Origin of the sequence: Nitrospira sp. ND1, assembly GCF_900170025.1 — a bacterium.
Lineage (GTDB): Bacteria > Nitrospirota > Nitrospiria > Nitrospirales > Nitrospiraceae > Nitrospira_A.
Window position 1 is genome coordinate 2,938,407 of record NZ_FWEX01000006.1, and the last position, 23,993, is coordinate 2,962,399.

Annotated in this window: 21 protein-coding genes; all 21 read left to right on the top strand. The window is 55.8% G+C overall.

Annotated elements, in window-relative coordinates:
* Positions 1-255: 255 nt before the first annotated feature.
* The 21 genes from NSND_RS18605 (at position 256) to argS (ending at position 23,989) form a co-directional block, all read left to right on the top strand.
* On the top strand, positions 256-1,050 hold the full coding sequence (locus tag NSND_RS18605; RefSeq protein ID WP_235000308.1) for a carboxypeptidase-like regulatory domain-containing protein: 795 nt from the start codon (positions 256-258) through the stop codon (positions 1,048-1,050).
* Between the two features lie 29 nt (positions 1,051-1,079).
* A complete protein-coding gene (locus NSND_RS18610; RefSeq protein ID WP_080880411.1) occupies positions 1,080-2,006 on the top strand; it encodes a carboxypeptidase regulatory-like domain-containing protein in 927 nt (308 codons plus the stop codon).
* Between the two features lie 31 nt (positions 2,007-2,037).
* Entirely contained in the window at positions 2,038-2,643 is a 606-nt protein-coding gene (locus tag NSND_RS18615; protein WP_080880412.1) for a hypothetical protein, read from the top strand.
* A 29-nt stretch (positions 2,644-2,672) separates the two neighbouring features.
* Positions 2,673-4,070: a HEAT repeat domain-containing protein gene (locus NSND_RS18620; RefSeq protein ID WP_080880413.1), complete on the top strand. Its 1,398-nt coding sequence runs from the start codon at positions 2,673-2,675 to the stop codon at positions 4,068-4,070.
* Between the two features lie 212 nt (positions 4,071-4,282).
* On the top strand, positions 4,283-5,080 hold the full coding sequence (locus NSND_RS18625) for a carboxypeptidase-like regulatory domain-containing protein (protein ID WP_080880414.1): 798 nt from the start codon (positions 4,283-4,285) through the stop codon (positions 5,078-5,080).
* A 282-nt stretch (positions 5,081-5,362) separates the two neighbouring features.
* Positions 5,363-6,352, top strand: a complete 990-nt coding sequence (locus NSND_RS18630; RefSeq protein ID WP_080880415.1) for a methyltransferase — start codon at positions 5,363-5,365, stop codon at positions 6,350-6,352.
* An 8-nt stretch (positions 6,353-6,360) separates the two neighbouring features.
* Positions 6,361-7,077, top strand: coding sequence for a DUF420 domain-containing protein (locus tag NSND_RS18635; protein ID WP_080880416.1), 717 nt, complete (start codon positions 6,361-6,363; stop codon positions 7,075-7,077).
* A 62-nt stretch (positions 7,078-7,139) separates the two neighbouring features.
* Positions 7,140-7,613 (top strand): PCP reductase family protein, encoded by a 474-nt coding sequence (locus NSND_RS18640; RefSeq protein ID WP_159450875.1) that lies wholly within the window; start codon positions 7,140-7,142, stop codon positions 7,611-7,613.
* A gap of 76 nt (positions 7,614-7,689) precedes the next feature.
* Positions 7,690-8,775, top strand: coding sequence for a hypothetical protein (locus tag NSND_RS18645; RefSeq protein WP_080880418.1), 1,086 nt, complete (start codon positions 7,690-7,692; stop codon positions 8,773-8,775).
* Positions 8,772-10,640 (top strand): cytochrome ubiquinol oxidase subunit I, encoded by a 1,869-nt coding sequence (locus NSND_RS18650; protein ID WP_080880419.1) that lies wholly within the window; start codon positions 8,772-8,774, stop codon positions 10,638-10,640. Before NSND_RS18645 ends, NSND_RS18650 begins: the two co-directional genes overlap by 4 nt.
* 23 nt (positions 10,641-10,663) lie before the next feature.
* Positions 10,664-11,326 (top strand): DUF3047 domain-containing protein, encoded by a 663-nt coding sequence (locus tag NSND_RS18655; RefSeq protein WP_159450876.1) that lies wholly within the window; start codon positions 10,664-10,666, stop codon positions 11,324-11,326.
* A gap of 34 nt (positions 11,327-11,360) precedes the next feature.
* Entirely contained in the window at positions 11,361-11,762 is a 402-nt protein-coding gene (locus NSND_RS18660) for a hypothetical protein (RefSeq protein WP_080880421.1), read from the top strand.
* 15 nt (positions 11,763-11,777) lie between these two features.
* On the top strand, positions 11,778-12,692 hold the full coding sequence (locus NSND_RS18665) for a formylglycine-generating enzyme family protein (protein WP_080880422.1): 915 nt from the start codon (positions 11,778-11,780) through the stop codon (positions 12,690-12,692).
* A gap of 11 nt (positions 12,693-12,703) precedes the next feature.
* Complete coding sequence (locus NSND_RS18670; protein ID WP_080880423.1) at positions 12,704-13,657, top strand: formylglycine-generating enzyme family protein; 954 nt, start codon at positions 12,704-12,706, stop codon at positions 13,655-13,657.
* A gap of 512 nt (positions 13,658-14,169) precedes the next feature.
* Positions 14,170-16,089, top strand: a complete 1,920-nt coding sequence (locus tag NSND_RS18675; protein WP_080880424.1) for a cytochrome ubiquinol oxidase subunit I — start codon at positions 14,170-14,172, stop codon at positions 16,087-16,089.
* A gap of 85 nt (positions 16,090-16,174) precedes the next feature.
* Complete coding sequence (locus NSND_RS18680; protein ID WP_080880425.1) at positions 16,175-17,488, top strand: cytochrome c family protein; 1,314 nt, start codon at positions 16,175-16,177, stop codon at positions 17,486-17,488.
* A 48-nt stretch (positions 17,489-17,536) separates the two neighbouring features.
* Positions 17,537-18,574 carry a c-type cytochrome gene (locus NSND_RS18685; protein ID WP_080880426.1) on the top strand — a complete coding sequence of 346 codons (1,038 nt, stop codon included), beginning with the start codon at positions 17,537-17,539 and terminating at the stop codon, positions 18,572-18,574.
* 62 nt (positions 18,575-18,636) lie between these two features.
* On the top strand, positions 18,637-20,406 hold the full coding sequence (locus NSND_RS18690) for a c-type cytochrome (protein ID WP_235000309.1): 1,770 nt from the start codon (positions 18,637-18,639) through the stop codon (positions 20,404-20,406).
* A 92-nt stretch (positions 20,407-20,498) separates the two neighbouring features.
* On the top strand, positions 20,499-21,119 hold the full coding sequence (locus NSND_RS18695; protein ID WP_080880427.1) for a molybdenum cofactor guanylyltransferase: 621 nt from the start codon (positions 20,499-20,501) through the stop codon (positions 21,117-21,119).
* 149 nt (positions 21,120-21,268) lie between these two features.
* Positions 21,269-22,150 carry a glycosyltransferase family 9 protein gene (locus NSND_RS22235; RefSeq protein WP_369974252.1) on the top strand — a complete coding sequence of 294 codons (882 nt, stop codon included), beginning with the start codon at positions 21,269-21,271 and terminating at the stop codon, positions 22,148-22,150.
* Between the two features lie 84 nt (positions 22,151-22,234).
* Positions 22,235-23,989: an arginine--tRNA ligase gene (gene argS, locus NSND_RS18705; RefSeq protein ID WP_080880429.1), complete on the top strand. Its 1,755-nt coding sequence runs from the start codon at positions 22,235-22,237 to the stop codon at positions 23,987-23,989.
* Positions 23,990-23,993 lie beyond the last annotated feature (4 nt).

Here is a 23,993-nt window from a genome sequence, read left to right on the forward strand (position 1 = left end):
AGAGATGAGGTGAGGAGGGGGGAGCCTGAAAGGGCTCCCCCCTTTTGTTGTCCGCCGGGGATTGTGTATGATGAGCGGATACGTCTGACTTTCTGTCGATACTGCTTGCATCGATATCATATTTATTACTGAAGGGATGACATGCGATTAGTCGGCCTTGCCCTGCTCTGCGCTGTCAGTGTCTGCTGGTCTCCATCGTGGGCGTACGAGGAGATCGCGGTCACGGATGGCGGTACCATAAAAGGGACAGTCACCATGACCGGAGGAAAACCAACCCCGAAGGGATATAACCTGATCACATTTCCCGATCCGGTCTATTGCGGTCGCATATCGACCGGAACGGGGTGGCGAATTCTTGATGAGTTTTCAATGGCTTCCAGGCAAGGTCTGAAGGATGTCGTCGTCGTCTTGACTGATGTGACGAAGGGGAAACCGTTCAAGTTTGAACCGTTGACCATCGAGGCGCGTGATTGCCGGTTCCTTCCTTTTGTCACGGTTGTGAAAGATGGTTCTGAAGTGGCTGTTATGAACATGGATCCGGTCATGCACGACATCCAGGCCTATGAGACCTCGCAACTCGGTCCTCGGGTCCTGTTCAACACGCCTTTGCCGATGAATCCCCACCATAAACGTTTTGTGAGCGCGGAAAGTCACGAACATCTGGCGGGCGAGCCGGTTACGGAAGTGATTCATATGACTAAGGGGCGAAGGATTTTTCTGATGCAGTGCGGGTTCCATGCCTACATGGAGAGCTGGGGATTCGCCGTCGATAACCCCTACTTCGCGCTGACGGGTGATGATGGCACCTTCAGTTTGACGGATGTCCCGCCTGGCGACTATACGCTGATGGTCTGGCATCCCGGGGTCGGTACGATGTTGCAAAGGAAAGTGACTGTGACGGAAAAGGGACTATCGAACGTCGATTTTGACTTCAAGGCTCCGCAAGGACGGCGAAGCGTGCATGAAATCGAGCAGAATCCGCATTATGGCCCTGAGTCACTTGGAAAGGTCGTAGATATTCGTCCGACATTGCAGCGCCAGGTTCCCTAAGGTCTGTTCGAAGAGGAAAGAGGGAGATCATGAGATTGACTCGTTCCAGCCTGCTCTGTTGTCTTGCGCTCGTCGTCTGGTTGTGCCAGGTCGTGCCCTCCGTCTCTGCCTATGACATTGTCGACGTTCAGCATGGCGGGTCACTTGAAGGACGAGTGACCCTGTCGGGCGCCGTTCCGGACCCGAAAGCGTTCAATCTCATTACGTTCCCAGACCCGACCTATTGTGGGCGGATTTCGAACGGGAAGGGGTGGCGTCTCCTGCGCGACTTCATCGTGAACGCCGAGAGCGGTTTGAAAAATGCCGTAGTGCTGCTCGAAGGGGTCGAGTCGGGGAAGCCATTTGATCTCTCGGTGCCCCTGATCGAGGCGCGGGATTGCATGTTCGGCCCCTGGATGACGATCGTGCGCAATGGCCATGCGGTGGAAGTGGTGAATATGGATCCGGTGATGCACGACATTCAGGGCTATGAAACCTCCCCCGAGGCCGGGGCACGAGTGTTGTTCAATACGCCCTTGATTCTAAATCAACAGCATCAACGGGGAAATATGCATGCGATTCATAACCATGCACCGGGAAAGTCTCTGGTAGGACCGGTCTATCTGAACAAGGGACGGCGAACGTTTTACATGCAGTGCGGCTTTCACGCCTACATGGAAAGCTGGGCGATGGCCGTGAACAACCCCTATTACGCGGTGACGGATGACCAAGGCGCGTTCAGGATCGAGAATGTCCCGCCGGGGACGTACCAGATGGTGGTCTGGCATCCGCAGGCAGGGCCTGGGGTGACGCGGACGATTACGGTCGGTCCTGACGGGGCTACGGTGGAACAAGTGGCGCTTCCTGCTCCCAGGGGAACTCGGACTGCCTACAGGGTCATGGACAATCCTCGTTTCGGGCTGGAGTCCCTTGGTCATCCCGTGGAGATTGAGCCGTTGGTGGAGCATCAGCACTAAGCGCAGGTGGGGGGGCCTCCCACGGTGGTGCGTGGGAGCCGGATTCTCAGGGGTTCTCTGTTTGTCCGGTTTCGGGTATGCCTCTGCGGCGGACGGTCCATCTGCCATCGGTCCGACAGAGTTTTCTGCCTCGCTGGTGAAGCGAGTTGAAGGGCGTCGTTTCGAGGCTCAGGTTTTTGCAAAAGGCGATCGTATCCGACTGGAGTACAAGTACGCGGTCAAGACCGAGCTTGGCTATTCCAGTATAGAAATCATCCGATTGGATAAGCACGAGTCGTGGTTTTTGCTGGCTCAGCGCCGGCAAATTCTTCCGGTTCCCATCAAGCCCGAAGAAATCCTGCCGATTCAGCCCAGCCTTCCGGGGGAAAAGAGCCGGACGTTGGTGGGCGACGCTACGACCATCGGCCGTGCGTCCAAGCTCTACGAGGTGCGAGTGGACTATAACGGCCGGAATGAACGGTTTTACGAATGGGTGGATGTTGAGACCGGCGTGGTCTTGAAATTGGTGAGCCAGGATCGGGACTGGTCCATCGAGTATTCGCGAATCCGTCTCTCCCCTCAGCCGGACTACTATTTTGAGGAACCGACGGGATATCGACGCTGGGCTCCGGCATCCGCGACACAAGAAAGAGGATAGGCCTCGTGGTAGGACCAGGAAGGGATTTCATGGCATTGCATAATGAGTCGCGTTCGCTTCTGACAATGAGTGGATGGATGGCGGTGGCGATGGCGACCGGGGTGCTCTTGTGCCTCTGGCCGTCGGCCGCGTCCGCGCGTTCGTTGAAGGAGGCGCAGGCCGCGTTCGACAAGAAGCAGTATCAGGAAGCCCTGGATCTCGTCGAACAAGTGACCAAAGAGCAGGGGCCTCAACCGGAGGCCAGGCGGCTCAAGATTCATTCATTGATTCTTCTAGCAAAGCCCAAGGACGCATTAGTCGAGTACGAGCATCTCGAGCGGGACTTGAAGCAGGACGACCGGGCGCTGCTGAAAGAAGTGGCGTTGGGGTTTGTGTATGTGCTCCTGAAAGACATGCGAGAGCAGATGCGTGGCGCGGCCTACACGGCGCTGAAAGATGTGGATTCCCCGGAGATGATTCCCGCGCTGGAGGATGGACTAAGTGACGGATCCGGACTGGTGCGCGCCTTGGCGGCAGAAGCTCTGGGGAAGCTGGAGGCGGGGCGGCGTTCGCCGCGCTTGCGTAATGCCTTGGAAGATCAGGCCGGGCTGGTCAAGGCAACTGTCCTGAAGGTGTTGGGGAAGAGCGGTGACCGCTCGGTGATCCCGCTCCTTGAGAAAGCTTTGAAGGACGAGCAGCCGGCGGTGCGGCTTGCGGCGGCGGGAGCGTTGTACCATACGGGGCAGACGGCGATGTGGGACACGATACTGAAGGCCGCCTCCGCCCCGAATCCGGAAGAGCGCGCCACAGCGCTGCGGATGGTGGGGGAGCTAAAGGACGCGCGCGGGCTGTCGGTTCTGCTGGAGGCGATCACCAATACGCAGCCATCTGTGCGCGGGGCCGCCGCTTCAGCCTTGGGGGACCTTGGGAAGGTGCAGGGGATCCCCGCGTTGGAGCATGCGCTGGAGGATAAAATTCCAGCCGTGAAAACGTCGGCGGCGATCAGCCTGGGCGAATTAGGCGTGAAAGATTCACTGGTTGCCCTGAGGAAGGCGCTGGCTGATCAGAACCCGGTGGTCAAGGCGGCGGTTGTGTCGGCGCTGTTACGGGTCGAGGAACCGTTTGAATCCGTTGGAGAGGAACTGTACGAATTGGCGCAAAATCATGATCCCGGAACCCGCTCCGCAGCCGGTAAGGCAGCAGGGAGGGCGCATGGCGCCAATATGAAAGCTGCGATTGAGTTTCTTTCCGGCATGCTGAAAGATCCCATTCCGCGCCCTCGGATCGCTGCGGCCCGGGCGCTCGGGCAGATCGGAGGGGTGGACCTGTTGCCGATACTGAAGCTGGCCCTACATGACGAAGACGATGCGGTTCGGGCTACCGTGGGTGGGTCGATTGCGCGCATTCTCAATCATGCGAAGCCATCACCTAATCGCGCGAAATCGTAGGAGGCTTTGGCGGCTGGATTTCAAGTTGACAGTGTGAGTATGATTCCAGTATAGAGAAATGTTCAGAGGCCTAAGCGTAGTCGACGTGGAGCCACGTCAAGTTAATACGACTGTCTTATACAAGGGGTAAGGGTCACCAGCCCTTGTGATTGAGTGGTGACGGAGTAGGTGTCCAGTTTCGGTTAATTGTTCATTACTAAGGAGGCAGTGACATGAAGAAGGGTGCGATGAAAGTAGTATTCGGCGTTGCGGCCGCAGCGTTTTTGGCTGCGCCCCTCGCCTCGTTTGCCGGAGGCACGATTGCAGGGAAAGTGACTTATGCCGGGAAAGCCGAGCAGAAGGAGTTCTCCTTCTCCAAGTTCCCGAACCCGAAGTTTTGTCCGAAGAACCCGAACAAGAGCCTCATGGATGGCGACAAGCGTTTCCTCAAGACCATTGAAGTTGCCAAGGATGGTGGTCTGAAGGGTGCGGTCGTTTCCGTGGTCGATATCGAGGATCAGGCGTTCCAGGATGGATTCAAGGGCACGGACGTGACGGCGGAATTCTGCGAATTCTTGCCCTTCAGCGGCGTGGTTGTGAACAACAAGAACTTCCGTGCGGAGAATAAGGATGCCGACCCCGATGATCCCAAGTCGACCTTGGGTGTGTTGCACAACCCGCATAGCTTTGTGGTGAAGGGCTCCAGCTCTGCCACCGGCTTCAACATCGGTTTGGCGAAGAAGGGCGATAAGTTAGAGAAGCCCGTGGTATTCCGCGGTGGCGCGGAAAAGCAGGGCTATTATCGTTTGCAGTGTGACCAGCATGAGTTCATGCAGTCCTTCTTCCTCCCTGTCTGGAATCCGTACCATGCAGTGGTGAAGGATGACGGATCGTTCGAACTCCCTGGCGTGCCGGCCGGTAAGCACAAAGTGGTGGTTTGGCATCCCTTTGTCGGCAAGGGCAAGCTGAACGAGTTTGAAGTCGAAGTTGCAGAGGGTGGAACGGCTAACTTGAAGGCTGAAATCAAGTAGTCTCGTTTTTAACGGCGGGATAGCTCGCTGACTGAGGGGCAGTGGTTCACATCGGACCACTGCCTCTTTTGTTTGTGTCGCACCATGGGCGATCTTCCTCTTCATCACATCATGTGTTCCGGCCTCTGAGTCCATCGATTTCATCAGCATCATCCAGCCGGCCAATCCGCGTCGTTATTGGTTTTCAGGGGTTGTTCCCTGCCCGCCACTCGCCTTGCGTTTCCCTTTCTGAACTGGGTAAGATGCCAAATTTCAACACCACATTATCTGAGTGGGTGATCTGTGCCTCGTGAATTGTCTCTCGCCGAAGTGTTCCAGTTAGGGTACTACTGGGAAACAAAAATTCTTTTGACAGCCGTGAAGTTAGACGTCTTTTCGGTGCTGGATGGACGCGGCCGTACCGCCTCTGAAGCGGCCGAGAAACTCGGCGCCGATGTGCGGGCGCTGGAGTTACTTCTGAATGCGCTGGTGGCGATCAGGCTTTTGTCGAAGACCGGCGATCTCTATGCCAATACGCCGGTAGCCACGACGCATCTCGTCAAGCACGGGCCGCAATATATCGGGCACTTGCTGCTGTTGCATGATGCCGAATGGGGCAATTGGGGCAAGCTGGAGGAGGCCGTGAAAACAGGCCGATCGCCGGTTACGCAACATGTCTTCGAGACGGATCCCGCGCTTGGCGCCAATGTGTTGTCCGTCTTGCACCGGATCGGGCAACAAAGTGGCCCAGATTTGGCGAAACGCCTTGCGCTTGGCCAGGCACGGACGATGCTCGATCTCGGGGGCGGGGCCGGAACCAACGCCATTGCATTTTGTCAGGTGTACCCGCAACTTTCGGCGGCGGTCTTCGATCTGCAAACGACGCTCCCATTGACCGAACGGACCGTGAAGGACGCGGGGCTTGAAGGCAGGATTTCCCTGAAGGCCGGTGACTTCAACCGCGATTCGTTGGGTGGCCCCTATGACGTGGTGTTGATGTCCGATATCCTTCACTATCAGGATCTGGCAACCAATGCCGCGCTGGTGAAGAAAATCTATAGCCATCTGAATCCCGGTGGACGCTTGATCATCAAAGACCGGTTCTTGGATGCCTCGGGTACGAGCCCTGCCTGGACGGCGGCGTTTGCCGTCCATATTCTCGTCAATACTGAACAAGGCGCCTGCTACCGCACCGCAGAAGCCATGCAGTGGATGCACGATGGGGGATATGTCTCGGTTGAGGAAATCGAGCGGACGGCGGTGGTGCAAGGTGTTCGGCCAAGTGTCGGGTAAGATGTACCATGTTTGAATTTTTGCGTCAGCCGGGATTCTTCGGCACCCATGCGACGATGGGGGCCGATCTCAGTCAGTTGATGGCCACGCTGTTCACCGGCCTCTTCATCATCGGATGGTTGCAGGCCAAGCAGCATCGTGGACATCACCATCACTGGCTCATGTTGGGCGGGATGGTGACCATGGTCGGATTCTTCACCGCCTACTATCTGTTTCGGCAGTTGGGGGTGTTGGCGTTCGAAGGAAAAGAAGGGTTCGGGGGTTCCCAGGCCCTATACGACTACGTGTTCATCCCTGTGCTGACAATACATATCATTCTGGTGATCATCGGGTTGGTCATGGCCGTGTACATGATTGTGCTGGGGTTCCGTTCGCAGCAATTTCTGAGCGGCGCACGGGTGCTGAGTGCCGCTCGGCTGCTGACATCGTGGAAAAAGGTGAGCCTGATATTTGCGGCGCTCCTGGCGGTGGTGATGCTGTTATTCGGAACACGCGTCATGTCTGCCGGGTTTTCCATGCGAAAGCTGGAGGTCTATATCGGGTTTCTCACCCTGGTCGCGATCGTGTTTGCAGTGGAGATGGGCATTCAACGGATCTGGCCTGATGGCGGGCAGCGGCACCGCGCCCTCGGCCGTTTCACCATGATCGTCTACTGTATCCTCTTTCTGACCGGAACCTTTACCTATGCCATGTTGTACATCCTCTATCCCGGGAAAATCGGGTAGGAACGTCGAGCGGAGATGAAGAGCTGAGGGCCGATATGCTTGTGTGCGGGTGCGGCGGATGGATGCATACCGAGGGTGTTGAGGAGCGCATCTCCCGTGAGGGCGATCCCACGTGGTTTGTCCGTTCGGAGTGTCGGCCCTGCCAGTGGGTAGTGGGGGTCGATGTGCCGGTGGGACAGGTCGATGGGTTGGTCGATCGTCTGATGTGGACTGATGATGCCCGGCATCGGCTGGATCGTGTTCCTCCCTATGCCGTTCCAGTCCTGCGTGAACTGGTGGAAGGGTTTGCCCGGACCAGACGGCAGCGAGTGATTACCTACGAATTGATCGATCAGGCGAAAACGGGCGATATGGTCTCATGGGACCCGGATGCAGAGCAGCGCCTCGCCAATGTGCCGGCGCCGGTTCGGGCCATGGCGCGCGTTGAGTTGGAACGAACGGCGGTGGATCGTGGTGAACGCTCTGTGACCGTCGCGCTGATGGAAGAAGTGAAGGCGCGATATTTCGGCATGGCGGCTCAGCGCGATGACGCGTAAATGCTAAGGCGGCTCTTGCGCGGAGCCCACGGCGTCGCTCCCGCGCCCCACATCATTGTGCTTGGCGACTGACAACATGTTGCACCGATTGGCACTGCGAGTCCTTCCAAGTTTGACGCTGGCCGTCACCGAAGATTCGGTTCGAACAAGAAAGCGCCTGGTCATGTTTGTCCCGGGGCTGGTGGCGTTTGCGGTGTACCGGGCGGCGAAGCATGGCATGTCGCTGGCAGAGCCGGTGACGCTGCTGCTCTTGAGTGGCCTGGTGTCGCTGGTGACGGCGATCTGTGCCTATCGCGTCGGTCGAGGGGTGCCGTTTGCGCAACTAGTGAGCGCGGATGGAGCCAGACGTATCGGATGGATTCTTGCCTGGATCGGTTTTGTGTATGGAGTGCAGTTGTCGCTGCTCGTGCTGGCGCTACTCTGGCTCGTTGGATATGACTATGCCAAGCATCCCGATGGCCCGGCCATGATGGCGATGATTATTCCCAGTACGGCGGTCGCGCGCGATGCATTTGAGATCGGGTATGTGCGATGGCTTGAAGCCAGCGGGCGGCCGTTCGTCACGTTTCCTGATGGCGCGGGGCTTCGTGCCCTGCTGGCGCGAGTGACGCCGGCCCTGGCGGGGTGGGTGGCGGCAGGGGTTGCCGGTTGTGTGAGTCTCTCGCTGCTTCTGGCGGCGCTCGTTAGCGGTGACATGGCCGTGTTGGCGCAAGGCGCTGTCGTGACGATGGCGGCGGGAACGGTCGGTCTCTTGGCATTTTTCGCCGGGCAAGGAAATGGGGCAGCCTGGACGGCCGGATTGTCCTCGACCCGCTGGAATGAATTGGTGAAGTTTTGGTGGTGGCCCGGGCTGGCCTTCGCCTCGACCTACTATCTGGTGTTGGTCGGCGGTTGTCTGTATGTGTTGAAACAGCCGATGAGTTCACCCGGACTCTTCGCTGGCGTCGCCGGCCTCGTCGGTGGCGTGATGGCGCTGTACTGCTATTACCTGGGACATCGGCGGGATATCGAAAATCGTCAGCCTGGAGGAGTGCCCAGCGCCTTGTTGCGCTGCCCATTCGTCATGGGCATTCTCGGCAAGTCCCGCGAAGCCATTGCTGGTACGGCATTGAGTGGATCTGCGGCTGTCTTTGACAAGAACAGCCAGAGAGCGTCGTCATGATTAAACGCCTTCCGCTTCCGTCCGTGATCCTGTTGTTGCTGTCCGGGTTGCTGGTGGCCGCGAGTGTTCTGCTGCTGAGTCCGCCATCGCTGGTGGCCGCCGACCCCTCCGCAGATGTGTATTTCCATACGCCCGGAGTTCCGGACGGTCCTTCGGCGCCGACGGCGAATGAGAACCACTATCCGCAAGTCGGGTCACTCGATAGCCGGTTGTTGATGTGGTTTATCATCCAGCAGCATACCTACTTCGGTGGTTTTGTCCTGGCCCTACCGATCTTTTGCGTCCTCTTGGAATTTCTGGGGTTGGTCGCGAGGAATCCCGCGATGGCCGTGCGTTATGACGGGTTGGCGCAAGATCTGTTGAAGGTGGCGCTGCTCGCGCTTTCCGTGACCGCAGCGGTGGGGAGCGTGATGCTGACGATGTTCATCACGCTGTACCCCAGCTTCATGCAATACATGGGAGGCACCTTCAAGGTCATGATGCCTCTCTATGCGCTGGTGTTTGTCGGGACGACGTTTCTCACGATCGCGTACTACTACAGTTGGGATCGGATGGCAGCGCCGGGGTCGAAGTGGGTCCACCTGTCGATCGGCGTGCTTGCGGTGGTGTTCGGCACGTCGCTGCTGTTATTAGCCAATGCCTGGTCCGCCTTCATGATGGCGCCGTCCGGCGTCGACGGGCAGGGACGGTATTTGGGGAATCCCTGGCATTTACTTCGCTCGGCACTCTGGAATCCCCTGAACTTGCATCGATTCCTCGCGGACATCATGTCGGGTGGCGCGGTCGTCCTGGCCTATGCCTGTTATCGGTTCTTTTCCGGCAAGAGTCAGGAGGAGCGGGCTTATTACGATTGGGTCGGCTATGTGTTCTTGTTTGTGACGGTCTGCGCCTTGTTGCCGATGCCGTTCGCCGGTTATTGGTTGATGCGTTCCGTCTATGCGTACAGTCAAAGCATGGGCGTCACGATGATGGGCGGGTTGCTGACCTGGCTCTTCGTGGTGCAGGCGCTGTTGATCGGCGCCCTCTTTCTTGGCGTGAATTACTATCTCTGGCAGAGCATGGGACGGATTCGCGGCGGTGAGCGTTATCAGCCCTACTATCAATATCTCCTGCTCGCGCTGACGGGTTGTCTGTTTATCTGGTTGACGCCTCACACCATTTTGATGACCGGGACGGAAGTCAAAGCCATGGGCGGGGCGCAGCATCCGGTCATCGGAAACTACGGCGTCATGTCGTCGAAGAACGGCGCGGTCAACGTGATGATCTGCATCACCGCCTTGAGTTACATCTTTTATCGACGCGCAAATCGGACGATGACGATCTCATGGGCCAAAGCGGGAAATGTCATCCTGGGGGCCCTGTTCGGTTTCGGAACGGCGCACATCATCGGCTTATCGGTCTATGGATTTTATCTTCCCGCCAGTCTCCGCGTCGGGTTGTCCGGCCCGCAGGCCGTCACCACGTTGCTCGTGGTCACGCTGGGTTTGCTGCTGAACCGACGTATGTTGCGTGGTGCAACAATCCACGGTCCTGTACAGTGGGGCCAGATTTCGGTTCGCGGAATGGTTGGCTTGTTCGGGTTGGCGGCGGCGTTTACCTGGGTGATGGGGTTGATGGGGTATATCCGCTCTTCGGGCCGGTTGGCTTGGCACGTCAACGAGTTGATGCCGGATACGTCCCCCTGGGCGTTTACGCCATCGCTTGGATTCGCCGCAAAAATGGTCACGATCAACATGGCCCTGTTTTGGGGGGCGGTATTCTTCCTATTTTGGGTCTGTCAGCGCGGGCAGCAGCCGGTGATGCATGAAGATGTGAGCGCGGAGAAGGAGGCAGGCTTTCTGCCGTCTCCGTCTCATGAGGGATAAGGACGGTGATGAGGGAATGTGAGATGGCTATGAAGATGTTTGTCGCGGCAATAGGGCTGTTGGGTGTGGTGGGATTGTGCAGTGTGATGGGAGTTGGCGCTCCGGCCTATGCAAACGAAGCCGGAGTGTTGGTGCTGGAAGATTTTCAGTCGGCAGATCAGGACGGATTTCCGATCGATTGGCAGCATGAGAATCAGCGTAGTCAGGCCAAGGGGCGCGATGCCTACAAGATCCAATCGCAAGACGGGAAAAAATTTCTCGCGGCCAAGGATGCAGGACAGCGTGTGAAGAAACGCAAGATCGACTGGGACCCGAAGGTCTATCCGGTGCTGACCTGGCGCTGGCGTCTCCATAAGGCTCCCAGCGGTTCGGAGCCGATTGCGGCACTCTATGCTTCGCTGGATACGGATCTCATGTTTATTCCGGTGTTTACGAAATACATCTGGAGCGCCGGAAAGCCGGAAGGGACGTTCGTTGAGGGCGGGATGTTTAGCGGATCAGAATTGGTGGTGCAGAGCGGAGTGCTTCCGGTCGGGGAGTGGGTGGAAGAGCGGGTCAACGTGTACGAAGATTTTAAGCGTATTCATAAGCACGAGCCGGCTGAGAAGGCCTGGGGTATTTCGTTGTTTGCGGGGCCCGGTGTGGAAATCGATTTTGGGACAGTTACGGTGAGTTCGGGCAAGTGAGTGTTGGGGGAACTCCCTTTCGTAGAAGGTCATCATGGCAGGGATGAATCCACCATCGACCAGGGTGTTGCTTGAAGTGGCATTTGGTGCGGTGGTGATGGGCACGGTCGGTGCGTTGATCGGAGCAATTCTTGGCGGCTCGTCCATTCCATTGGCTTCGGGATTGGGATTGGCGTTGGGCGCGGTGGTTGGGTTTCTCGGCGGGCGCCGCTTCCTGGTCAGTATCCTGGTCGGTACGGTACTCGGTGGCCTGTTGGCGTGGTTTATTGCCGGAATTGAGAAGGTCTCGTTCGGGGCAGGGGCCGGCGCGGCGATGGGGGGATTTCTCGGCGTGCAGATTTCGATGTTGTTGGATGTGCGGGCAGCGAGAAAGGCTGCGGCACTGGAAGCGAGTAGTGACGAGGCTTCGGCTGACTCGGCGGTTATTAAATCCTGAGGTGCGAGTAACGAGATGGAAAATAGGGGTGTGCTGATCGGGTCGATCATCTTTGTGTTCGGGTCGTTTATTTTGATGATTGGCGGGCTGGTCTACGAATCCTATAAGGCGAAGCAGTTGCGCCAGCAGGTGCTTTCGATCACCACGGAGGTCAAGCCGGTCGCCGTGGCCGCCGCGCAGGACTTCTCGATGTATAAGACGCTTGTCGGCGATGACGGCCGTGACATGGTGCAGGTTTCTGAAGGGCCGTTTGTGATGGGTAGCCGTGACAACGATAGTGATCCGGATGAAAAGCCTGAGCACCAGGTATATCTGAAAGCATATTTTCTGGATAGGCACGAGGTCACGCAGGATGCCTATGATCGCTTTGCCAGGATGACGAAGCGAATCAAGCGAAAGATCGAAGTGTTCGAAGAGGATCCTGTCAAATTGCTGAAACCTGAATATCCGATGATTGCTGTGACGTGGGACGATGCAGAGGCCTATTGCAAATGGGCCGGCAAGCGGTTGCCGACGGAAGCGGAGTGGGAGAAGGCCGCTCGCGGAGAAGGGAAGCGTCGCTATGCCTGGGGTGATGAGTTTGTGGTGGGATACGCGAACATCGATGGAAATGAGGACGGATTTCGTTATCTGGCTCCCCCGGGGTCGTTCGAGTCGGGACGCAGTCCCTACGGAATCTACGATATGACGGGTAACGTCGGTGAGTGGGTCGCGGATTTTTACGACGAAAATTCGTATCGGGGCTCTCCGTATCGTGACCCGAAGGGGCCTGACCAGGGCGAGCAGCGTGTTATCCGTGGCGGTTCCTGGCGGGAAACCAAGCGAAATGTGCGTTCGTCAAAGCGATTTCAGGCAAAACCGTGGCGACATGACATAACGGTCGGCTTTCGCTGCGCGAAAGACATCGAGGCCGATGTGGTCGTTAAGTAGTCTGTATCGGCATGCTCGAAACGCGATTCAAAGTGATTTTTCTTCTGGTGGTGCTGTTTGCCGCCAGCTTGCCCGTCATTGCGATTCTTCGAGGGACGGTATCCACTCCGTTTGAAGCTGAGCCTCGGCCGGCCGAACAGGATCAGGGAGCCTCCAATCCTGAGCTGGCCTCCGCTGAGGAACCTCTTGAAGAAGAGCTCGTTGTGATTCCTGCGGGGCCGTTTATCTTCGGGACCAACCGGGGCGGGTTTGATGAGCAGCCTGAGCGGACGATTTATCTCGACCAGTTTCTGATTGATCGCTACGAGGTGACTAACGCGCAATATGCTGCGTTTGTGAAGGCAACGGGGCATCGAAAGTCCGGACCTCCCTCACGGTATGCGAAAAATACGCTGCGTATGCGAGGTGTGAATCAGCCTGCGGTCTATGTCTCCTGGGAGGACGCGAAAGCCTATTGCGAGTGGCGTGGAAGGCGGTTGCCTTCTGAGGCGGAGTGGGAGAAGGCCATGCGCGGGCCCGATGGTCGCCTGTGGCCATGGGGAAACGTTGAAGTGCCGAACGCGGCGAATTGGGCTCGCGTGGACGATGGGTTTGAGGTGGCGGCGCCGGTGGGGCGGGTGAAGAGTGACGCCAGTCCCTATGGGGTTATGGATGGTGCGGGCAATGTTATGGAATGGGTGAACGATTGGTACCTTGAGGGGGCCTATGCTGCGGCTTCAGAGCGCAATCCGGAAAGTCCTGAATACGGAACCTATAAGGTGTTGCGCGGGGCTGCCTATACCAGTTCGGGGTCTGATTTACGCATTACCGCGCGCAGCAAGATGATGCTGGATTTTCGGGATGAAACAATCGGCTTTCGTTGCGCTCAATCAAGTGCAGAGAATGGCCGGTCGTCTGGAGGCGTGGGGCCGGAGAAAATCATAGGAAATCGAAGTAGTAGAGGATCAGAAACACGGCCAAAATGATATTGACAACCATTCCAGCCAAAACTATAATGTCGAACACTTTTGAATTTTTAGCCATAAAAATCCCTTTAAAAATCATGTGCGTGAGGGATTTTGATTAACACAGCGTAGTTGGTGTGTCAATTCAAAATACGTACTTAAACCGTTGGGAGAATCAAGATGGAAGCTGCTCAGGATGACGTCCAAGTTAAGATCGGAAAAATGATTTTCTACATCACCCTGGCAGTGAGTCTTTGGTTTTTTTACTGGTTCGGCGGGATTCAGTGCCCTTGCTGATCCGGTATTCTGGCCTGGGAAATTGTTTATCAAGTTGAGGGGGGTTTGAGATGGGCCAAACAATTGTGTATGTCGTCGTATCCGTTTTGATCTGCGTCTCGTTTTTTGCAGCGGTTGATCATTTTCTGATGGACGCGCAGGGTTTGGACTTTTGGTATCTCCTTCGAAAGTAATCATTCGGAGGGTAGGGCTTTGAAGTTGTTGTTCACATACGCGATGTATCAAGGAGGTAACCCATGGGCTCTGTAACCCGCACGAAGTTGATGTCGATCATGGCGCTAGGCGCAATGATCGGCCTCCTCCTCTTGCCTATTCTGGTTGCGATCCCTGCCCTTGCTAGCGACGGTGGCGCTCCTGCTGCCGGCGTGAAGAAAGAGGGTGGTGACGCAAAGGTTGAGAAGGGTAAGGACGTTTATTACAAGACGGAAGGTATTGTCTCGGGCCCACCGGCTCCTAAGACAACGGACAGCGAGAAGGACTATCCTCGATACAATTTCGAGAGTCGCGTCCTGCTCTGGTTTGCCAACCAGCAGCACCTTTACTATGGTAGCTTCGTCTTGGCTGTTCCTATTTTCTGTATGGTCATCGAATTTATGGGGGTCGTGACCAAAGATAAGGCGATGGCTAAGCGGTATGATCAGCTGGCGTACGACTTTATTAAGATCAGTCTGACGGCCTACTCTCTGACGGCCATCTTGGGCGGAATTCTGATCTTTACCTTCCTGACTCTCTATCCAGCCTTCTTCCAGTATCTCTCGGGTATCTTTAGGCCGGTCATGCATATTTATGCATTGATGTTCGTGGCCGAAAGCGGAACTCTCTACATTTACTATTATGGCTGGGACAAGATGAAGGAGGGGTTCCTGAAATGGATTCACCTCAGCATGTCCGTCGTCCTGAACGTCATCGGTACGATCTTGATGTTCCTGGCGAATTCATGGATCGGCTTCATGATGTCTCCTGCCGGCGTTGACGAGCAGGGCCGGTATCTCGGTAATATCTGGCACGTGATCCACACCGCGTTGTGGAACCCGCTCAATCTCCATCGCATTCTCGGTAACATGGCCTTCGGTGGTGGTGTCGTGGCGGCCTATGCGGCCTATCGGTTCTTGTCGGCTAAGACCGATGAGGAGCGTGCTCACTACGATTGGATGGGTTACATCGCGATGGCTCTCGGTGTGGCGTTCCTGATTCCGTTGCCATTCGCGGGTTATTGGTTGATGCGTGAGGTCTATGCCTATCGGCAGCAGATGGGTATCACCTTGATGGGCGGATTGTTGGCTTGGTTGTTCATCATTCAGGCAACCATGATCGGAATTCTGTTCTTGAGCACCAACTACTATCTCTGGCAAGCGCTTGGCCGGATGCGTGGTGCGGAAAAATATCAGCGCTACATTAAGTATCTCGTGTTCCTGCTCACGTGCGGATACCTGGTCTTTATTACGCCGCATACCATCGTTATGACTCCCGCCGAGTTGAAGGCGATGGGTGGCCAGCAGCATCCAGTGCTGGGTAACTATGGCGTGATGTCGGCCAAAAACGGCGGCATCAATGTCATTATCACGACAACCGTGTTGAGCTTCGTGTGGTATATGCGAGGCAATAAGGTTTCGACGGTGTCGTGGTCGAAGTTCGGCAATATCTTCATGGGCTGTTTCTTCTTCTTTGCGTACCTCAACATCATTATGTTGGCTGTGTACGGCTACTATATTCCGGCGAACGTACGCGTCGGCTTGTCCGTTCCGCAGGTGGCTACTACGCTGTCGTGCCTGTTCTTCATGTTCGCGCTTAACAGCGTCATGATGAAGGGTGCCAAACAGATGGGACCGATTGAGTGGGGTAAGATTTCTGCCCGGTCTCAATACGCGCTCATCATGTTGGCCACGGCTTTCACGTGGATGATGGGTCTGATGGGATACATCCGATCCTCTGTCCGCCTGTTCTGGCACGTCAATGAAATTATGCGTGACAATTCACCTTGGGCCTACACCCATACGGTGGGCTTCGCTGCGAACATGATTTCGGCCAACGTGCTGTTCTTCTGGATTTCAATTATGTTCGTGTTTTGGTTAGGGGCCCTTGGTGCTAAGAAGGCACCGGCCGAGGCGAAGGCAGCTGTGCCTGGCAGGGCGGCAGCACCAGCAGTTGGTCACTAATCAAAGCGCAAGAAATGAATCAATGAGGGAGGGTGTCTGGCTATCGCGTAGCCAGAGCCTTCCCCTCCTGCAGGAGGTTTGAGCTGTGATTGAACTCATTAAAGCGGCCGTAGCGATGGGCTGGCCTGCATTAGGGATTCTTGTGGCCCTAATGTTTTATTTTAAGGCCTCCATTTCGGATCCTGTTGCCAATAAGCGTGCGGTATTCAAGACATTCATCGGCACTATTGGCGCCATGCTTCTTTTTATGGCTATCGCCAATTACAAGATGAATTTCTTCGAAGAGTCCAGGCTTTTGCCCGTGTCTTTGGTTCTGATTACGTCTATGACGTTCATGATGGCGCTCTATTTCACGAATATCAGCGCCTTGCTGAAAATCGGCGGATTCATGTTCTTCATCGCCGCCGCTCTCTCAGGATATGGGAACTGGTTGCCCCAGGTTGAGGGTGGATTTCCGCCCATCGAAGAAAAGAAAGACTTCAGCAACATGCCCCAGACGGAGCTTGCTGACGAGGGCGAGAAGATTATTTTCGGTGGAGTCGGTCAGAATAAGGTTCAGGGCGCAATTGGTAAGGGCCAGTGTCCGCTCTGCCATGCTTTCCACAAGGGTATGTTGGGCGAGCGTGCACCAAACTTAGATGGACTCCCAGAGCGTGCAGGGACACAGATCGAAGATCCTCGCTATCATAAGGGGAACGCTGCTGCTCGCGATTCCGATCAAAAGGAAGCATTTCCTGGGTCAGGAACGGCCGAGAATGGGCAGGAGTATATTGCTGAGTCGCATGCGTGTCCAAGCTGTTTCGTGGTTGCTGGTTATGGCGTGAAGGGAACCAATGACAAGGTTAGCCCGATGCCGTCTATCCATAAGCCACCGATCTCTTTGTCTTTGCCTGAGCTGGCCGCGGTAGACACCTGGTTATATATGAGGGAAGGGCGAGACGCCCCTGGTTTTGACGAGATTGTCAAATCCTATGAAAAGTTCATCCCGGAATCGGATCGTCCAAAACCACCAACAGAAGGTGATGCAAAGCCTGGCGCCAGCGCCTTGATGGCGGACGGAACCGAACCAGTCGATCAGATTTTTGCAAAGGGACAATGTGTCGCGTGCCATACGATTCCTGGAATCGCTGGAGCGACCGGCACGATTGGTCCGAAGTTGGTCGAGGGAACGAATGCTCCACTGCGCATTAAAGACAAGGATTACAAGGGGAAGGCGAAAAGCGTTCCTGACTACATCATGGAATCCATTGTCGAGCCTAGTGCTTACGTTGTGAAGGGATTCCCCGACAACACCATGCCTAAGGTGTTCGGGCAAAAGCTTAGCGCCGGCGCCCTCAAGAAACTTGTAGATTACCTCTCGCAGGTACAGGAAGGGAAAGAGCCACCCAAGGCCTCCTAACTGCGATGGGTATCTGGTTGCTACTGCGGAAGAAAGGGAGATGAGGACATGAAAGCATTAATGTCGGTCGTGGCATTGATCGGCGTCCTGGGGTTGCTCATGTTGATCGGAATGATCTTCGGAGTGGTGCCCTCGAACACCGTCAGGCTCGTTGAGGGCTACATGCCCATGCAGGTACTGAGTGAGCTGGCCATCTTCGTGGCTGGGTTCACCGGCCTGAGTTATCTAGCCAACTCAATGGGAATTGCCTTCCCCCGGTTTTGGCAGGGTGTGTTGTTTTGGGCTTTTATCCAAGCCTATCTCAAGTTCCGTATCTATCCACCGATTCCATTTAGCGTTCGTGCCATGTACGGAACCGTATCGTTCGTAGCCGTGTTCATGTGGGTGTCGGCCAACGAAGAGGATTGGAAGAAATTCCGTCAGCCGATTCTCAATGTTTTGGATGCCAACACTGGATTCCATAAGGCACTCAGGACGATGTATCTCATTCTCTTACCGATTCTTATCGGCGGATTCTCATTCATGACCATGAAGCCGAGTGTGGATGAGCCGATTGAGCTCCGGACGGTACATCCGGCACCTCCAGCTAGCACGAAGGTGCACGGCAAGACCTACACCCTGCAAACGTCACAGAATCCGTATCGGGTGAATCTCGAGGGCAAGTATGACCAGGCGTACAGCAATAAGCTGATCGTCGAACAGGGGATGGGACGACTGATGGCACCCAATGCCAACCCATGGGATGACAAGGCTGAAGGGTATCTGAAGTATGTTCGGGAAGGCGGCGAAATATTCTTCCAGAATTGTCACTTCTGTCACGGCGACAATTTGAACGGTCGCGGTCTCCATGCCTTTGCGTTCAATCCGATTCCCGCTAACTTCACAGACCCGGGAACGATTGCACAGTTACAGGAAACCTTCATTTTCTGGCGCGTAGCTAAGGGCGGAATTGGTTTGCCGAACGAAGGATTCCCGTGGGCCTCGGTTATGCCACCATGGGAACAGCACCTGACGACGGATGAAATTTGGAAGGTGATCCTGTTCGAGTATTGGCACACGGGATACTATCCTCGGACATGGGACTAATCCTGAATCTTACAAACAACCTGGGAGAACAGGTGGTGAGGTTAACAATGAGCAAACTTCGTATGAACGTAAAGGCGACGCCGATTTTCGGAGCAGCCTTAGGGGCCCTTATCCTCTCCGCGAGTGCGGTTGGGCTGGGCCATGCTGGAGATCTTCCGGAAGGCTTTTCAAAAGGGGAGTTGGCACCTGCTCCTCCCGCCGAGATGATCGAAGCTGGAAAGCGTGTCTATTTCACCAAGTGTGTCTGGTGTCACGGCGTGGATGGTGCTGGTGATGGGCCAGGTGCCGATCGTCTGTGGCCACGACCGAGAAATTTCAACCAGGGCACATTCAAAATCCGTCACACAGCGAGCGGAGAGTTGCCCCTGTTCAATTACAACGAGAAGACTCCTGATTCTGGGAAGAATGACCTGCTCGATACGGTTACGCATGGTCTCCCCGGTTCCGCCATGCCACCGTGGGAAGGTATCTTGACCGAGGAGCAGCGGCTTCAGGTTTTGTCGTTTGTCACGACTCAGTTGGTCAAGGATCGAAAGTTTACTGACAAGCAGTCTGAGACACAGACGATTCTTCAACTTGGAACCATCAAACCTGCTGAGCCGACTGAAGAGAGCATTAAGAAGGGCGCCCAGCTGATTGTCGATAAGAAATGTATTGAGTGCCATGGTGTGGAAGGGCGTGGGGATGGAAATGCTTTCAATTTGAAAGATGACTGGGGCTTTTCAATTCAACCGGCCGATTGGCACAAGTGTTGGAACTTCCGTGGGAGTCGCCAAGATCCTTATAATGTGCGGAATATTTTCCGTACCTTCTCCACGGGTGTAAACGGGACGCCAATGCCGTCATTCGCGGATAGCACGTCCGTTGAAGACCGTTGGAGCATTGCGAACTTCGTAAACTCGTTGTGTGAGCGCGATGCCGAGGGTAAGCCTCTTGGCATTGATCCTTTGACCGACAAGCCGAAGATCAACTTCGTTGTTCCTTCTGCTCCAGTCGAGGGTGAAATTTCGAACGATCCCGAGAATGAGATGTGGAAGAAGCAGGGCCGTCGTTATGTTGCGATGGGCGGTCAGATCACCCACAAGCCTCGTAACTTCGTCAATCGTATCGATGATATCTGGGTCAAGTCGTTGTACAACGAGAAAAACGTGGTGTATCTGATCCAGTGGGATGACCGGACGAAGAGTGTCGCCGAGGGGAAACTTCCTTGGGCGCCTACTCAAGTCAATGTTGAGAACTTTGGTGTGAAGGAGCAAGCGCCTAAGACCGGAGAAGAAGGGTCAATTGCTGCTGCTCAGAACAATTATGCCGTCTATAACGATGGCATCGCGTTCCAATTCCCGATCAAGTGGCAAGAGATTCCTGCCCCGTTCAAGCCACGATATTTGTGGGGGGATGCGAAGTTCAACGCCGACATTCTGAAGTGGGAGGCGGATGGTTCTCTCCGGTCCTTTAAGGGGACTGGTTGGGATCAGGACTTTGAAGAACGTGATGACTTCGAAGAAAAAGTTAAGTTGTTGAAGTCAGAGTGGAAGAACGGACAGTGGACTGTCATGATCTCCCGTCCGCTGAAGGGCGACAAGGATGATTATGATGAGTACACGCGGTTCGACATCGGTAAGTACATTCCGATGGTCTTCTTTGCCTGGGACGGACACAACGGAGATGCGGGACGGAAGATGGCCGTATCGGCCTTCTATTACACGATCTTGCAGCCTCCGATTCCACAGGAAGTGTATATTTACCCAGCGGTTATCGCAGTTGGCGTGGTGTTTTTGGAAGGCTGGATGCTGACCCGCCGAGCCAACAAGAAGAAGGGTAAGGTCCTCTAAGTCGATACTCGAGCTAGAGGTGGTGTCGCGAGGGGGTGGGGAAACTCACCCCCTCGTTTTTTATGTGACTAGGATTTGGGGACTACATTGGGATGAGCGAGCGCACCCTAGTCGATGTCACCGGGGTCCTCATTGCCGGTGGAAAGAGCCTGCGCATGGGGCGGGACAAACGCTTCCTGAAGGTGAACGGAGAGAGTGTCTTTGACCGGACGCTCTCTCTATTAATGGATACTTTCGTTGAGACGGTGGTTGTCCTCGCTGAACCAATCGAGTCACTGGAGGTTCGTGGCTGTCGAGTTGTCTATGATGTTATCCCGAACGCAGGTAGTTTGGGTGGTCTGTATACCGGGCTGTTAGCGGCCTCACAGCCGAGGATATTTGCCGTGGCCTGTGATATGCCATTTCTTCATGCCGAGGTGATTCGTTACATGGTCTCCTGTGATGAAACGGCCGATGTCGTTGTCGCGGAACTCGAGGGACAGTTCCAACCAATGCACGCAGTGTATTCCAAACGGTGCGCCGAATTTCTCAAGGCGATGGCTGAACGTCAAAACTTGAAGATCCAGACACTGTATCGAAGTGAAGCATTACGAGTTGCGGTGTTAGGAGCGAATGCCCTGTCATCTCTTGGGGTTGGTCTTCGTTCATTTCAGAATATCAATACGCCCGAAGATTTAGCACTCGCCAACGCACCGATATCTGACAAACCGTGACGAGCCAGGTTCCACAGGGCGGCAGCAAGCGTGGGGTGCTAGTCATTCACCCTGGGGCCCTAGGTGATGTGCTCTTGTCCCGCCCTGCTTTATGCGCAGTCCGGCACCAGTTTCCTCACCATGAGATTGCGTTTTTGGCCGGACAGTCCGTGGGAGCGCTCTTGTGTGGAGCTGGGGAAGTTGATCGAGTTTTCCCTCTTGAATCGTCATATTTGAGTGGACTATGGGCTGGGCCGGACAGCCTTTGTTCAGAATTTAGGGCATGGCTTGGCAATTGCGATATTGCAGTCGGATGGCTTCCGGACGCAGAAGGGGCCCTCTCGGCTACACTTCGGGCCTCGGGTGTTCAGTATGTCTGCCTGCAATCTGCTGCATCTACCGATCTGTGTGCCGAACACCAAGCGTCGCGGTATCTTGATGCCATTCAACTGAGCGGGACTAGTCAGCTAGTCGGTACTCCACTCGTTCTCTCTCCGGCTATTCGCGAACGCAGCAGGCTCGTTCTTCAGGCACTTATTCAAGAGAATCGGCACACGGTGGTGGTGATTCACCCGGGGAGCGGGAGCCCCCATAAGTGTTTAGATGCACGGCTTCTCGTGCCCGTGATTGAGTGGTTGTTCCAGGCCGACATGGCTCCCCTATTGCTGGAAGGCCCGTCTGATCGTGAGGCTGTGGAGCGCGTCCTCGCGACTATAAAGGTCGACGTGCCGGTCATCCGTGGGCTGGCTTTGTCCACAATGGCAGGGGTGCTGTCGCATGCGAAACTCTATGTGGGACACGATTCTGGCGTGACGCACCTCGCCGCTGCCTTGTCGGTTCCTACGATTGCTTGTTTTGGTCCTACTGATTCACGTCGTTGGGCTCCGCTTGGTCGCGCCGTGTCGATTGTATCTGGAGCGCCCTGTACCTGCCGGACTTGGAGTGCCGTGGCAGAGTGCCGTGAGCGCGTGTGTCTTCAGATCGCTCCGGAGCGCATCATTGAGGTCTGCCGACTGTTATTGTCAGAGCGACGGACGGTTCCTGCCACCTAACTCGCGATCTTGTCTCTCATGTCATGGTGTGTTAGATTCCCAGTTTGATTTTCGCTGTTTCCACGCAGACTTAGAGGGGTTTTTGTGACTCAGAGTGTGGTGCAAGACAAGGTTAGTCAGGCGTTGGTCGGGGCGCTTCGATCGGCGCAGCAACGAGGGGTGCTCAAGCTGGAGCAGATGCCGATGGTCAACCTCGAAGCCCCGAAGCGGCCCGAGTGGGGTGATGTGTCGTGCACCGTCGCCATGTCTTTATCTGCATCGGAGCGCCGCCCTCCGTTTGAAATCGCCCAAATTATTATCGATCACATCGAGCAGCGGGATGCATTGTTCAGTCGTGCGGAAATCGCACGACCGGGCTTTTTGAATCTGACGGTCAAGCGAGAGCTCTGGATGGATGTTCTGCGCGAGATTGAAGCGCAGGGCGAGCGGTATGGCCACAGCCAAGTGGGGCAGGGACGGCGAGTGCTCGTGGAGTATGTCAGCGCCAATCCGACCGGGCCGTTGCATGTCGGGCATGGCCGCGGTGCTGCTGTGGGGCAAGCGCTAGTCCGTCTCTTATGCGCTACCGGACATGATGTCGTCAGTGAGTACTACATTAACGATGCTGGCCGGCAGATGAAGTTGCTAGGCCTGTCGGTTCTGGCGCGGTACCGGGAGGCTTGTGGGCAGACGGTGTCCTTTCCTGAAGACGGGTATCATGGCGGGTACATTCGCACAGTCGCCGAGCATGTGAAGGCGGAACAGGGCGCGGCGCTGCTCTCCCTTCCCGCTGCTGATGCGGAACAACGGAGTAGGGAGTTCGCGTATCGTGAATTACTGGCACTCATTCGTCAGGATCTGGAGATGTTCGGGATCGCCTTTGAGTCCTGGTTAAGTGAAGCCTCGTTGTTGTCGTCCGGCGCCGTGGAGCAGGTACTGAGCGAGCTGAGAGCCAGGGACCTCTTGTTCGATCAGGAGGGCGCGCAATGGTTTCGATCGTCGGCGTTCGGTGATGAAAAGGATCGGGTGGTCCGCAAGCAGGAGGGGGACTATACCTATCTGGCGTCCGACATCGCCTACCATCGAGATAAGTTGCGACGGGGCTTTGATCTCCTGGTCGATGTGTGGGGCGCCGACCATCATGGGTATATTCCGAGGATGCAGGCGGTCGTGCAGGCCTATGGCCACCCGAAGGAGCGACTGAGGGTCGTGCTGGTGCAGATGGTGAATCTCCTTCGTGGAGGCCAGAAGGTCGAGATGTCCAAGCGGTCCGGAGAGTTCATCACGCTGCGTGAGGTGATGGACGAGGTCGGGGCGGATGCCGCCAAATTTTTCTTTCTCATGCGCGATTCCAGTACGCATCTGGATTTCGATTTGGAATTAGCCAAGCAGCAATCGCAAGAGAACCCGGTCTACTACGTGCAATATGTGCATGCGCGGATTGCCAGTCTCCGGCGTGTGGCGGCTTCGCGGGGCATTGCTTGTCCCCTTCCGAGTCAGGCCGATCTCAATGTATTGGAAGATCCTGATGAACTCGCGCTCATTCGGAAACTGTCGGCGTTCCCGGTGGTGTTGCAGGCGAGTGCCGTGGAGTTAGAGCCGCATCGAATGGCCTACTATCTTCGTGAGTTGGCCGGCATGGTGCACCCCTTTTATAACAAGCACCGGATTTTACCTCCGGCACCAGACAGCGAGGCAGCAGCCGCCTTATCCACTGAGCAGTCCGGCTCCTCAGGCCGGGCAACTGAGGTGATGACGCCGGGCCTGACGGGTGCCCGGCTGGCACTGATGTGGGCCGTGCAGCAGGTGGTCCGAAACGGGTTGAACGTGTTGGGCGTGTCAGCCCCAGAGCAGATGTAGGACT